Here is a 13,102-nt window from a genome sequence, read left to right on the forward strand (position 1 = left end):
GAAATAATAATAACATAATTCCCATTTAGGATATTCTATGGGTAACATACGCCACTGGCAACCACTTTTTAAAATGTACAAAATTCCACAAAAAATATCCTATAGATCAACTATTCGTGGACGTGTTTTTTTGCGTGTAGACTCAAGTATACTCGTTTACATTTAAATTAAGAGTTTGAATATATAAACATTTTTATACAAAAGATAACATCTTCTTGGAAGATAGAGTAGTTTTTTTAAAAAAATCTATTTATGCAATTCTTAATTTGAAATCAAACTAGTATATTAGATGGATTTTGCTAAATTGGTTACGAGAGATATCGCTTGGATAAGAGCGGGTCATAATTACCTCCAAAGGTTTTATGAAAACCATCATTATACCTTACTGAAAAGATTTTAAACAGGCGCTTAGAAGAGATACCGAAACTAACAGATGTTTTGAAATGTAGGATTAACGACAAGTTTCAAGTCGTTGACTTGAACCCCATTAAGTTAGCCGTTTGAATCGGCACTTCTATATATCTCAGGCTGTGCCCTAAATTTTTTCTAGATATTTGGCTCATCTTCCCAAGATGCTTTGAAAATGAAATGCTATTGAATATCCCAGTTCATAATGAATCAAACAAAGTGTATAGAAATTTCCACTTATTTACACTCGCATTTAGACCATAATAGGATTCCTATTCCTAGGCAAAAAATAAAAAATGTAATGAAACCTCTAAATGTAATCTTCTCTTTTCTTAGCCTTGACCAAGACCACTCCAAAAGAAAAGCGGATATTCCAACTCTAAAGAAAGCAAAAAATAAAATTACCAAAGATCCCGTAAAAATCTCTATTATATTTTTCAACACTGATAATTATCCTGTTTTTGACGTATCTGCAGAGCTTGAATTTGAAGAACTGGATTCACTTCCAGAGCTTGGTGCTTGATTAAACCCACCGAAAGATTCATGACCAGATACAAGGTCCATTACATCTCTTCCAGCACTTCCAAAGTTCAAATTACCAGCGTGCTCTGCGATATCAGCAATAGAAACCCCAGGTCTATCATTATGCGTACAGGCATAATCATTGCTATTGGAAGAGCTATTGTTGTTAGGAGAATCATTGCTAGCATTGCTTTCATGAGAAGAGCCGTTTCCTCCGCCAAGAAGTCTGTACGTATAATTAATGGAATAATTTTCACAAGATCCTAGACTTTCGAATATGGTAAAGTATCCGATCTTGTTGATTTTTTCAATTTGCTTGGGGGAGATTCCTCGCAAATTTTTATCTATATTATCTTTAGAGATTCTAAAGGGGCTTTCATTTCCTCTTTGAACAGAAAAAGAACCGTCCTCGTACCAGAGATTGTTTATATTGGCAGAGCCTCTAGCATAAAAGTTCTCAATTGATCTTCTCATATTTACTCCCTTTTTTAGTTTAAGGCATTCAAAAATAAAAAATATTTTAATTTCTTGCAACATAAACGTAAAATCTCAAAGGTCATTTCCGCTAAGCTCCCAATAGATCTTATCTCCTTATTACACCAGCTGGAGAGTTTTTACCAGCTTTTAGCACAACCCCAATGGAATTATGATTAGCATACCTAAGACTACCACTATCACAGCACCCAATACCTGCGTTACAATCTCCAATGGGAATAACTTGTGCAGGTGTAAATTTAAGGTTATCTGCTGCAATAAAGAAACCATAGCTGATGGTGTATAACATATTCCAAAGTGGTCTTTGGCAAAATTGACAACTTGTTTAGCTGAACTGGGAGCTTCTTCTTTTACATAGATTTTTAGTTGTTTAAGTTGGCCTTGATTGAGCCGGCATGCTTTTCCTGCATAGTTCAAATTCAGCAAGGCTTCTTTGCCACCTTCTAAATAAGTTTTATATCAACGCCTTATCGTATCCTCATCTAGGAGTAAAGCATGTGCTACTTGTGGGTATGTCCACCCTTCATCTAACAATAAAATAGATTTGATTCTATCGCGTAGCCTTTTATCCCGTTCATGGCGATGACGAGCCTTGAGGATGTCTTTTTGGTTTCTTGTTAAAAAGTTCGCTTCAGGTTGCATAGATGTAAGATTTATAACTCAATCAATGAGAAAAATTCAATGAATTTAGTGTTTGAAAAGTCTTTTTTCTAATGCATTTCAGTATACAATCGATATTACGAAACGTCGATGACTTTTTTTCAGGCAATTAGAGGATTCTTCTTATAAGAGATACCGAAACTAACAGATGTTTTGAAATGTAGGATTAACGACAAGTTTCAAGTCGTTGACTTGAACCCCATTAAGCTAGCCGTTTGAATCGGCACTACTATATATTGATTTAAGAAATTTTTACAGCTAGAATTTTTATATTAAAACCTTGATATTTGAGTGTTCTTAAATGGTTTTACCCTACTGCTTAAAGCTTTTAGATTTTTGTGGAAAGCGATATTAAATTTATGCAAAAAGCGCTGATAGAGGCGAAAAAGGCCTACAGAAAACAAGAAGTTCCTGTAGGTGCTGTGCTTGTATTAAATGACCAAATTATTGCGCGAGGCCATAATCAGACAGAAGGTAAATCAGACCCAACTCAGCATGCAGAAATCATTTGTTTACAAAAAGCTTCAAGAAAGCTCAAAAATTGGCGGCTTTTGCAAGCCACTCTTTATTCTACTTTAGAACCTTGTTCTATGTGTGCTGGAGCTTTGTTACAAGCTCGTGTTGCTCGTCTTGTATGGGGAACTCCTTATAAGCGCTGTGGAGCTAATGGAAGCTTTGTAAACTTATTTTCTTTAAAACATCCTTTTCACCAAATTAGGATAACCGCTGGTGTTCTAGAGCAAGAATGTTCAGAGATTATGATTCATTTTTTTAAACAGAGGAGAAAGGAAAGACATGGAAAGTGTTTTTGATGATTTAATAAGATTTCAAAAAAAAAGATTACTTGTTTGTGCGCAAAGAATTGTTCCTGGGATTATCGAAGATGACCTGTTGCAACCCAACGACTTTCCTAACCTCGAGCTTCATCCCCATTTTCGATATGAAGAAGGTGTGCTTGAGGGACTGCTAACAGCTCGTATGGCCTACTTATCTTTAGCTCAGAGCTCTTAAATTCTTGTTTTTAAATGAAAAAGCGATTAAATTACATGATCAAAACCTATTTTTCTCTTAAGGAGTTATTATGAAAAAGAAAGGCCACCCTATCTATCAAGAAGTCCTATTTGTTGATTCTGCAACTGGATTTTCCTTCGTTTGCGGTAGCACTCTGCAGACCAAGGAAAGACAAGTCTATGAAGGAAAGGAATATCCTGTATACAGAGCTCCTATCACTTCTGCATCTCATCCATTTTTCACAAAAGACAAAAAATTAGTTGATTCCGAAGGCAGAGTAGGTCGATTTGTTAATCGATATGCTAAAAAGGTAAAACAAAAGCAAGAAGAGACTGTAGAGGAGCTCGTTGAGAATAAGGTCGGTAAAAAAACCAGCCGTAAAAAAACAAAATAAACTTAAAAAAGCAATTAGGTAGCATATGCAAGAGCAGATAGGTAAGCTTCTTTTTCGATTTGAACAAGTAGAAGAATTACTGGCTCAAGCAGATGTGCTCTCTGATCAAAAACGTTACCAAGAGCTTGCGCAAGAGCATTCTTATCTATTAGAGATAAAAGATAAATGGCTTCTTTGTGAAGATCTGCAAAGACAGCTAGAAGAAAATCAAAATTTGTTAAAAGAAGAGAAAGATCTTGTTTTTGCAGATTATATTCGACAAGAAATAGAGGAATTGGAGAAAAAAATTTCTGTTTCTACTTCTGATTTAAATCATTTATTGATCCCTCCTGATCCTCTTGATAGTCGTAATGTCATTTTAGAAGTCCGGGCTGGTACAGGAGGCGATGAAGCAGCTATTTTTGTCGGAGACTGCGTTAGAATGTATAAATTATACGCAGATTTTAAAGGCTGGAAGCATGAGCTTTTGTCTTGTACTCCATCTGAGATGGGCGGATTTAAAGAATATTTCATGGTTCTCTCTGGTCATAATGTGTATAGATGTTTGCAATACGAGGCAGGAACACATCGCGTTCAGAGAGTTCCTAAAACCGAAGCGCAGGGGCGAGTGCACACATCAGCGGTTACTCTTGCAATTTTAGTTGAGCCGGATGAGAGTGAAAAAATTGTTTTAGATGAGAAGGATCTTAAAATCGATACATATCGAGCTTCAGGAGCTGGTGGTCAGCATGTAAATACCACAGATTCTGCTGTGCGCATTACTCATGTTCCAACCGGACTTGTTGCTACTTGTCAAGAAGAGCGTAGCCAGCATAAAAATAAAGATAAAGCAAAACGTCTTTTAGTTGCTAAACTTGCAGAAAGAAAAAAATTGAAAGCAGAATCGGAAATGGCTTCTCTTCGAGCCTCTCAAGTAGGAACAGGGGATCGTTCAGGAAGAATTCGCACCTACAATTTCCCTCAAAATCGCGTAACCGATCATCGGATTGATTTAACCCTTTATAAACTTCATTTAATTATGGAAGGGGACCTTAATGAGATTATTAATGCTTTGATTGCTTATTTTTATCAGAAGAAACTCGAGATTGTTGGAAATCAATTTTCATGAGATCCTTAGGCGAAGTTTTACAAATAGCAACACAATTTTTGCAACAAAAAGAAATTGTACAAGCCAAGCGCTCTGCGGAAGACCTTCTAGCTTTTGTATTGAAAAAATCTCGCTTAGATCTTTATCTGCAATTTGACTTGCCTTTAGAAGAAAAAGAACTCGAGCATTTTTGCTCCTTGGTTAAGCGCTTATCTTTAAAAGAGCCTATAGAATATATTTTAGGACGGATTGAGTTTTACAACTGTCTTTTTTCTTTGAATCCTTTTGTTTTGATTCCTCGCCCAGAAACAGAAATCTTATTAGATCACATTTGCCGAGAAATCGAGCTAGAAGAAAAAAAACCGCAAATTGCCTGGGATATTTGTACAGGATCCGGTTGTTTAGGTGTCGGCCTAAAAAAAAGATTTCCATTTATGAATATAACTCTTTCCGATCTTTGTCCCGATGCTTTACATGTAGCTTCTTTAAATGCCAAGCAAAACCAAGTAGAAGTAGAGGTTTTATTAGGGGATTTTCTAAAGCCATTTGAAGGAAAAAAAGTAGACCTTGTGATTTGTAATCCCCCTTATGTTTCTTTATCTGAGTATGAAACATTAGATCTTAGCGTAAAAGGATTTGAGCCAAAACAGGCTTTTGTAGCAGAAGAAAACGGTCTGGCTTTTTATCGTCTTTTGAGTCAGCAATTACCCCAGTTTTTAAATCAAGGTGCTAAGGTTTATTTAGAAATAGGAGCTACCCAAGGGCAAAAAATAAAAGAATTATTTGCTAGCCCGTCTTGGACACGGGTTCTTATAGAAAAAGATTTGAGTGGCCATGATCGTTTCTTTTTCCTTGAATTTGAATCTTAATCCGCTTATCCTAAAAGGCAGTATTTTTTTGGTGTATATGGTGTAGAACATGTTTGATTCGCTAACCCAAAAGTTTCAAGGGATTATTGCTTCTCTAAAAGGGAAAAAAACCTTAACAGAAGATAATATAACCGATGCCGTAAGACAAGTGAGAATGGCTCTTTTGGACGCAGATGTAAACTACTCTGTTGCAGGAAGCTTAGTTAAAAAGATCCAAGAAAAGGCTCTTGGAAAAGATGTACTCAAAGCACTTTCTGCTAGTGAGCAGTTCATTAAACTTGTACATGATGAGCTTGTTTTGTTTATGGGACAACAAGAAAATCCCCTTGCATTGCAAGAAAAACCAACGGTTATTATGTTATGTGGGCTCCAGGGTTCAGGCAAAACAACACAATGTGCAAAATTAGCTTATTACTTAAGAAAAAAACATCCCAATAAGAAGGTCCTTTTAGCTGCTTGTGATTTACAAAGACCTGCTGCAGTGGAACAACTTAAAAAACTTGCAACTGAGATAGAAGTTCCAGTTGTTGTCTTGAATCAAGAAATGAATCCTATTGAAGTAGCAAAAGCTGCAAAAGAAAAAGCTGTTTTAGAAGGATTTGATGTTCTCATCATTGATACAGCAGGACGGCTACATATCGATGAAGAATTAATGCAACAGCTTATAGAAATTAAACAGGTCGTTAAACCACAGGAAATACTTTTTGTAGCAAATGCAGCTACTGGGCAAGATGCTGTAAAAACAGCTTTAGAGTTTGATAAGCATGTGCAGATTACTGGAACTATCTTAACTATGTTGGATGGTAGTTCACGAGCAGGAGCTGCTATTTCCATTCAAGAGGTAACAAAAAAGCCTTTAAAATTCGAAGGGATTGGAGAAAAAGTTAGCGATCTACAGCTGTTTAATCCACATTCCATGGCAGATCGAATCTTAGGGATGGGAGATGTAATTAATCTCGTGCGTAAGGCTGAAGAGATCACAAGTAAAGAAGAAGTGAAAACCCTAGAAAAAAAAATGTTAAAAGGTTCTTTCACCTACGATGACCTTTTAAAACAAATGAAGCTGCTCAATAGTATGGGACCCCTTAAAGGCTTATTAAAAATGCTCCCAGGTGGGGCAGAGCTTGCAAATATGGATTTTGATGAAAAAGAGTTTGTTCGTCGATCTGCGATTATTTCTTCTATGACAAAAAAAGAACGCTTGGAAAAAGTGGAATTAGTGCCTAGTCGAAGAAGAAGAATTGCAGATGGGAGTGGAAATTCTATCGATGAAGTGAACCGCATGATTAAAGAACATAAAAGATTGAAACATATCTTTAAAGACATGCCAAGCTTAAAACAAAAAATGGCAAAAAACAAAATCCCATCTTCTTTTAAAGGATGGAAATTTTAAAGAATACAGAGGAACCTTATGGCATTAAAAATTCGTTTTAGGCAACAAGGATCTGCAAATAGGCGAACCTATCGTCTAATATTAGCAGATGGACGAGAAAGACGTGATGGCAAATATATTGAGAAATTTGGTTGGTATGATCCTTCTAAAGCAACAAATAATTGTCTATTAGATGAGACAAGAATTAAGTATTGGATCGATCAGGGAGCGCAGTTTACCCCCGATGCCGAAGCTTTAGTTGCGCGTGCTCTTCCTGAACTAATGAGAGAGATTCGTTTAAAAGAGCAAGCTCGCCTTGTCAAACAAGCTAAGAAAAGAAGAACTAGAAAAAAGCAACATGTACCAGCTGCTTAAAGTTTTATATTATGCAGATTGATATTCTTTCTCTTTTTCCTGAATATTTTGAAGGTCCTTTTAAAGTAAGTATTTTGAAAAAAGCTCAGGAAATAGGGCTTATACATATCAATCTCATAAATATTCGCGATTTTGGTGAAGGCAGGTGGAAAAAAGTAGATGATCGTCCTTATGGTGGTGGCCCTGGAATGGTTTTAATGCCAGGTCCTGTAACTAGAGCGGTTCATAGTGTAAAAAAAGAAAATACTCATGTGATTTACCTCTCTCCTCAAGGAAAACTATTAGACGTAAAAACCTGCCAGAGGTTAGCTGCTTATCCTCACTTGGTGTGTATCTGTGGACATTATGAAGGGATTGATCAGAGAGTGATTGAAACGCAAGTAAATGAAGAGATTAGCATTGGAAATTATATTCTTACCAATGGCTGTTTAGCATCTATTGTTCTTGTAGACGCAGTTGTACGATTTATTCCTGGTGTTTTAGGAAACGAAGATTCTTTGCTAGATGAATCATTTCAAGAAGATGGAATTTGCGAAGGACCATGTTTTACAAGACCTGGGATATTTGAAGGAAAGTGTGTGCCTAAAGTTCTTTTGAGCGGTAATCACGCTGAAGCTCGAAGATGGAAAGAAAAGGCAAGAAAGAAACAAAATGATATGCCTTGGGCGGATAAGCAATAATTATTTAGTTGAAAAGGAAATACAATGATTCAAGATATGTTAATACAATCAATCGATGAAGATCAGTTAAAAACCGATCTTCCTGTGTTTTGTGTAGGTGATACGGTTCGTGTGCACCAACGCATTATAGAAGGAGAAAAAGAAAGAATTCAGGCTTTTGAAGGAATTGTCATAGCTCGTAAGGGAGCCGGTATTTCAGAAACATTTACTCTTTATCGATATTCTTCAAGTGGAATAGAAAGGGTATTTCTCTTGCATAGTCCACGAATCAATAAAATTGAAGTGATGAAAAAAGGTAGTGTGCGTAGGGCGAAGTTATATAACTTCCGCGGTAAATCGGGTAAGGCGATAAAAGTAAAAGAACGGATATATAAAGCTCCATCTAAAAGCTAAAGGCTTTATCTTTTTATGATGACTCCTCAAAGCGAATATAATCGACTTGAGAGAATGACAAGGTATGAGCGTGCTTTATATAAACAAGGGTACGCTCGGTTAGCAGGAGTTGATGAAGCAGGAAGAGGCCCCCTGGCGGGACCTGTTGTAGCTGCTGCCTGCGTTTTACCCAAAAATATTCTTATCTGTGGAGTCGATGATAGTAAAAAACTAACAGCTGCTGAAAGATCTACTATTTTTGCAGCAATCATCAAACTCGATGGAATTGATTATGCAATGGGGATAGTTTCTGCAGAGGTCATTGATCGCATAAATATTCTTCAGGCGACATTTGAAGCAATGAGGATCGCGCTTTCTGGTTTAAAGAATTCAGCTGATTATCTTTTAGTTGATGGGAATCAGTTTATTCCCAAAGTTACAATACCGGGTAAAGCTATCATTAAAGGAGATGCTACTTCGCAGTCCATTGCAGCAGCTTCTATTTTAGCAAAAAAAACGCGAGATGACCTCATGCAAGATTATCATAAGCAATGGCCTGAATATGGATTTTCGCAGCATAAAGGGTATCCAACAAAAAAACATTTAGAAGCTCTTGAACATTTTGGACCTTGCCCTATTCATCGTCTGAGCTTTGCTCCGCTAAAAATCCAAATATAGTTGCTTTCTATCAAAGAATTTTACATAATAATGTTCCCATGATTAAGAGTATGACGGCCTATAGCCGATGCAGTAAAACTACCTCTGATGGGCGCTATACATTAGAGCTTCATTCAGTCAATCGCAAAATAATGGATTTTGCCATATACTTGCCTAAAGATCTTTTGCGATTTGATGTCGATTTACGTAAATGGCTAGCTCAAGAGCTAGAGCGAGGGCAAATTACTGTACGTCTTTTAGTGCAACACGAGAATATCAATTCGGATAGTAATTATATTTTGCAATTAAAAGAATCTAAGGAAAAATGGGAAAATATTTCTCGTGAATTAGGGTATAACCCAGATAAAACCATTGATTTCCCTTTTGTTCTCTCTCATTTTTCTCCACCTATTTACTTTAATCAAGCAGAAGAAGAAAAAATTAAAACATTTTTATTTGAGCTAACCCAAGAGGGTTTAAAGCAATTATTAAGAATGAAGTGCGAAGAAGGTAAAGCCCTTGAGATTGATTTGCAAAATCGACTTAAAAATATAGAAGAGGCTTTGCAAAAAATTCATCAAAAAAAAGAGCTTCCCATAGAGAGGTATCGTAAGAGAATTTTGGAGGTTTTGAAAACTTATCAGGCAAATTCCCCTGATTTAGTAGAAAAAACAGGTAGAGAAGTGGCTATTTTTGCTGAAAAAATGGATATTGCGGAAGAACTTATGCGTTTAGAGACTCATATCTTTCATTTTCGTAATTATTTACTCTCTTCGGAAAAAGCAGTTGGTAAAATACTAGAGTTTTTAATGCAGGAAATGCAACGAGAGATTAATACTCTAGCTAGTAAAGCAAGCGATAGCGAAATCATACCTATAGTAATCTATATAAAAAGCGAGTTAGAAAAAATGAAAGAACAAATTCAAAATATTGAATAACGTATCATAGTCTATGTTATCAAATTTTTTAACCGGGCTTGTATTTGTTTTAAGTGCTCCAGCAGGAACTGGGAAAACTACTCTTGTACGGATGCTATCTAATGAGTTTGACTCTATCGTAGAGAACGTTTCTTATACAACACGCCCTCCTCGCTCTAATGAGATAGATGGAAAGGATTATTTTTTTATTTCTGAAAAAGAATTTGAATCTAAAATAAAAGAAGGGGATTTCCTTGAATATGCAAAAGTCTTCGGGTATAATTATGGCACCTCCTGTGAATATGTAAATTCTCAGCAGAAAAGAGGTAAGCATGTCTTCTTAGTAATTGATACACAAGGGGCAATACAGCTAAAAGAAAAGAATTTTGCTGCCATTTATATTTTCTTAAGCCCTCCTTCGCTTGAAGTGCTTGAATCTAGACTCTTAAACCGTAAGACAGAAAATAAAAAAACTCTAGCTCGAAGGTTATCTTGGGCAGAGCAAGAATTAAAAAAAATTAGTTATTATGACTACCATATTGTAAATGATTCCTTGAAGCATGCTTATGCTATTTTACGCAGCATTGTCATTGCCGAGGAACATCGTGTACGCTAACTTTCAACTTAAGGTTTTTTATGCCACCGCTGTCTAAACATCCTCTTACAAATGAGTATTTACGAGGATTATTTAAAAGTAATTTTGAATTAGCTAATCAAGTCATTGATTTGGCGCGTTTTTATATTCGTTCTGGTAGGGAAGTAAATTTAACAAGGTTGCTCGATGAAATTAAATGCAATCCTCAAAAGGATTATATTGAAGTATTAAGACAACTAGATTCTGAAGAATAATTGCAATTTCATGGCTCAAAAAATTTTGATTACATCTGCGCTCCCCTATGCAAACGGACCTTTGCATTTTGGTCATATTGCAGGGGCTTATCTTCCCGCTGATTGCTATGCCAGATTTATGCGTCTTTGTGGCCATGATGTTCTCTATGTTTGCGGATCAGATGAATATGGCATTGCAATCACTTTAAGTGCAGAGCTAGCTAAACATAGCCCTCAAAAGCATGTGGATTTATTTCATGCGATCAATCAGCGTTTATTCGCTCAATTGAATTTTTCCTTTGATCATTATTCACGTACGACTTGGCCAAAACACAAAGAAACCACTCAGCAGTTTTTTTTAGATTTATTACATAATGGGTATATTGAAGAAAAAACAACAAATCAGCTTTATTCAGAAAAAGAGGGCAAATTTCTAGCAGATCGCTATGTAATGGGGACTTGTCCTAAATGCCAATTTTCTCAAGCAAGGGGAGATGAGTGTCAAAGATGTGGTGCAAATTATGAAGCAACAGATCTTATACAGCCAGTTTCTAAGATTTCAGGTTTGCCTCTTGTATTAAAGCCTACTACTCATTGGTTTTTGCGCTTTGATCTTTTTAAACAAAAATTATCTGATTGGCTTATTTCTAAGGACTGGAAACCCAACGTTTTGCATTTTGCAAGCTCTTATGTAGAAGATTTAAAGATGCGTTCGATCACTCGTGATATGGATTGGGGAGTACCTGTTCCTTTACCTAATGCTCAAGGAAAAGTGTTCTATGTTTGGTTTGATGCGCCCATTGGCTATATTTCAGCTACTAAAGAGTGGGCAGAAAATCAAGGAAAACCCGAGGAATGGAAGAAGTATTGGTTTGATCCTACGACAAAACTTGTACAATTCATAGGCAAAGATAACGTCCCTTTTCACGCTTTATTTTTTCCTGCAATGATTATGGGACAGAATCAGCCTTACAAGCTTGTCGATGAGCTGCCTGCCAATGAGTTTTATAATTTGGAAGAGAAACAATTTAGTAAGTCAGATGGCTGGTATATTGAGTTTAAGTCCTTTTTTTGCTCTTTTTCAGCAGACCAGATTCGTTATACAATTGCTGCAAATGCACCAGAAACCCAAGATAGCGAATTTACCTGGAAAGATTTTCAAATGCGCTGCAATGTAGAGCTTTTGGGTAAGTATGGAAATCTGGTAAATAGAGTGCTTGTATTTACTAAGGAGCTGCTTTCTGCTAAAGTTCCTCCTAGATTAGAACTTCTTGAAGAAGATCGATTGTTTCTGGATAAAATCAAAAACATAGTTAAGCAAACAGAAACAGCTTATGCCTCTTTTCATTTGAGAAAAGCTTCACAACTTATCATGGAATTAGCGCAAGCTGGTAATGTGTACTTTGATTTGAAAAAACCTTGGATTTTAGCTCGCAGCCCATCTACTTTTTCACAAATGCAGACAACTATTTCCTGTTGTCTGGAATGTCTTAAAGCCTTAGCGCTTATTTCTTGCCCCATTATTCCCCAAAGCGCGCAAAAGATTTTCTCCATGCTTGGGTTTAAAGTTTCCTTAGAAACAGCCAATTGGTATCAGGTTTTAGAATCAACCATTGTTGTAGGGACAGCTTTGCCTGAGCCTAAGATTTTATTTAGTAAAGTAGAGGATGAGGTTATTGTGGAACAACAGAAAAAACTTTATGCTCATACTCTACCCCACAAGAATCTAGAGATTTCTATTGATGATGTGCGCAAACTAGACCTGCGAGTAGCGCAGATCATAGATGTAGAGAGGGTTCCTAAATCTAAAAAATTACTAAAGCTTTCCTTAGATTTGGGAGAGGAAAAAAGGCAAATTGTTTCTGGAATTGGTGAAAAAATAACCGATTTAACCTCTTTAATCGGTAAAAAAATAGTGGTAATTACCAATCTAAAGCCGACTAAAATCATGGGCATTGAAAGTCAAGGGATGTTATTTTCTGCAGATACAGAGCAAGGATTTGAGCCTTTAGAAGTGTCTTTAGCTGCTATCGGTGCAAAAATTAGCTAGTTTATACCTTAATAGTTTTATTTTTTTAGACATAAAAGTTCTTTGTGAGTTCTCTATTAGCTTATTCTAAATATGATTGGTAATATAAGAGATACTTACCAAGTATATAGTGGTTCCGATTCAATCAGATAGAAAAATATTTTGTTTTGTGTTAAGCTATTGAGTATGAAAAAACTGACCCCTAGCCAGAGAGCTGACTTAGAACACAAGTTAAAGCATCCAAAAGACTATTCTGAACGGAATAGGCTTTGTGTAATTTTGGGCTATGATGAGGGTATCTCAACAAAAAATCTTGCTAAAACACTCCGGATAAGCCCTATCACTGTTCAGGAATACCTCAGAGAATATGATTCCAAAAATAAAACTGGAAGTAGCCCTCGAGGCGATAGCAAATCAAAACTTTCA

The 13,102-nt window shown here is 36.2% G+C and carries 18 protein-coding genes and 1 pseudogene; 15 read left to right on the forward strand and 4 right to left on the reverse strand.

Annotated features, from left to right (window positions below; genetic code table 11):
• The 4 genes and pseudogenes from RHOW815_RS08510 to RHOW815_RS03345 all read right to left on the reverse strand — a co-directional run.
• Nucleotides 1-150, reverse strand: a pseudogene (locus RHOW815_RS08510) (transposase); the annotation flags it as partial.
• Nucleotides 151-858: 708 nt separating this feature from the next.
• The gene (locus tag RHOW815_RS03335) at nucleotides 859-1,404 is read right to left on the reverse strand and encodes a hypothetical protein (protein ID WP_215216935.1); all 546 of its coding nucleotides are present in this window, start codon (nucleotides 1,402-1,404) and stop codon (nucleotides 859-861) included.
• Between the two features lie 109 nt (nucleotides 1,405-1,513).
• Entirely contained in the window at nucleotides 1,514-1,714 is a 201-nt protein-coding gene (locus tag RHOW815_RS03340) for a hypothetical protein (protein WP_215216936.1), read from the reverse strand.
• A gap of 170 nt (nucleotides 1,715-1,884) precedes the next feature.
• Nucleotides 1,885-2,067, reverse strand: coding sequence for a hypothetical protein (locus tag RHOW815_RS03345; RefSeq protein WP_215216937.1), 183 nt, complete (start codon nucleotides 2,065-2,067; stop codon nucleotides 1,885-1,887).
• A 350-nt stretch (nucleotides 2,068-2,417) separates the two neighbouring features.
• Here RHOW815_RS03345 and tadA point away from each other — a divergent pair, with 350 nt between their 5' ends.
• From tadA to RHOW815_RS03420, 15 genes are all read left to right on the forward strand, one after another.
• Complete coding sequence (gene tadA / locus RHOW815_RS03350) at nucleotides 2,418-2,897, forward strand: tRNA adenosine(34) deaminase TadA (RefSeq protein WP_350339706.1); 480 nt, start codon at nucleotides 2,418-2,420, stop codon at nucleotides 2,895-2,897.
• On the forward strand, nucleotides 2,881-3,096 hold the full coding sequence (locus RHOW815_RS03355) for a hypothetical protein (RefSeq protein WP_215216938.1): 216 nt from the start codon (nucleotides 2,881-2,883) through the stop codon (nucleotides 3,094-3,096). The genes tadA and RHOW815_RS03355 overlap by 17 nt, the downstream gene beginning before the upstream one ends.
• 70 nt (nucleotides 3,097-3,166) lie before the next feature.
• A complete protein-coding gene (locus RHOW815_RS03360) occupies nucleotides 3,167-3,490 on the forward strand; it encodes a type B 50S ribosomal protein L31 (protein WP_215216939.1) in 324 nt (107 codons plus the stop codon).
• 25 nt (nucleotides 3,491-3,515) lie between these two features.
• Entirely contained in the window at nucleotides 3,516-4,598 is a 1,083-nt protein-coding gene (gene prfA / locus RHOW815_RS03365) for a peptide chain release factor 1 (protein ID WP_215216940.1), read from the forward strand.
• Nucleotides 4,595-5,446, forward strand: a complete 852-nt coding sequence (gene prmC / locus RHOW815_RS03370) for a peptide chain release factor N(5)-glutamine methyltransferase (RefSeq protein WP_215216941.1) — start codon at nucleotides 4,595-4,597, stop codon at nucleotides 5,444-5,446. Before prfA ends, prmC begins: the two co-directional genes overlap by 4 nt.
• Before the next feature lie 49 nt (nucleotides 5,447-5,495).
• Nucleotides 5,496-6,839 carry a signal recognition particle protein gene (ffh, locus tag RHOW815_RS03375; protein WP_215216942.1) on the forward strand — a complete coding sequence of 448 codons (1,344 nt, stop codon included), beginning with the start codon at nucleotides 5,496-5,498 and terminating at the stop codon, nucleotides 6,837-6,839.
• A gap of 18 nt (nucleotides 6,840-6,857) precedes the next feature.
• Entirely contained in the window at nucleotides 6,858-7,193 is a 336-nt protein-coding gene (gene rpsP, locus RHOW815_RS03380) for a 30S ribosomal protein S16 (protein ID WP_215216943.1), read from the forward strand.
• 11 nt (nucleotides 7,194-7,204) lie between these two features.
• Nucleotides 7,205-7,873, forward strand: coding sequence for a tRNA (guanosine(37)-N1)-methyltransferase TrmD (trmD, locus tag RHOW815_RS03385; RefSeq protein ID WP_215216944.1), 669 nt, complete (start codon nucleotides 7,205-7,207; stop codon nucleotides 7,871-7,873).
• A 36-nt stretch (nucleotides 7,874-7,909) separates the two neighbouring features.
• The gene (gene rplS / locus RHOW815_RS03390; RefSeq protein WP_434062182.1) at nucleotides 7,910-8,266 is read left to right on the forward strand and encodes a 50S ribosomal protein L19; all 357 of its coding nucleotides are present in this window, start codon (nucleotides 7,910-7,912) and stop codon (nucleotides 8,264-8,266) included.
• 15 nt (nucleotides 8,267-8,281) lie between these two features.
• The gene (gene rnhB / locus RHOW815_RS03395; protein WP_245397559.1) at nucleotides 8,282-8,923 is read left to right on the forward strand and encodes a ribonuclease HII; all 642 of its coding nucleotides are present in this window, start codon (nucleotides 8,282-8,284) and stop codon (nucleotides 8,921-8,923) included.
• 38 nt (nucleotides 8,924-8,961) lie between these two features.
• Nucleotides 8,962-9,840, forward strand: a complete 879-nt coding sequence (locus tag RHOW815_RS03400) for a YicC/YloC family endoribonuclease (protein WP_215216946.1) — start codon at nucleotides 8,962-8,964, stop codon at nucleotides 9,838-9,840.
• A gap of 13 nt (nucleotides 9,841-9,853) precedes the next feature.
• On the forward strand, nucleotides 9,854-10,435 hold the full coding sequence (gmk, locus tag RHOW815_RS03405) for a guanylate kinase (RefSeq protein WP_215216947.1): 582 nt from the start codon (nucleotides 9,854-9,856) through the stop codon (nucleotides 10,433-10,435).
• Nucleotides 10,436-10,455: 20 nt separating this feature from the next.
• Nucleotides 10,456-10,668, forward strand: a complete 213-nt coding sequence (locus tag RHOW815_RS03410) for a hypothetical protein (protein WP_215216948.1) — start codon at nucleotides 10,456-10,458, stop codon at nucleotides 10,666-10,668.
• 10 nt (nucleotides 10,669-10,678) lie between these two features.
• A complete protein-coding gene (gene metG / locus RHOW815_RS03415) occupies nucleotides 10,679-12,697 on the forward strand; it encodes a methionine--tRNA ligase (RefSeq protein WP_215216949.1) in 2,019 nt (672 codons plus the stop codon).
• A 165-nt stretch (nucleotides 12,698-12,862) separates the two neighbouring features.
• Nucleotides 12,863-13,102, forward strand: a 240-nt coding sequence (locus RHOW815_RS03420) for a helix-turn-helix domain-containing protein (protein WP_215216950.1), incomplete at its 3' end; no start/stop codon positions are given.

The sequence above is a fragment of the Candidatus Rhabdochlamydia sp. W815 genome (assembly GCF_018642185.1).
GTDB classification, from domain to species: domain Bacteria; phylum Chlamydiota; class Chlamydiia; order Chlamydiales; family Rhabdochlamydiaceae; genus Rhabdochlamydia; species Rhabdochlamydia oedothoracis.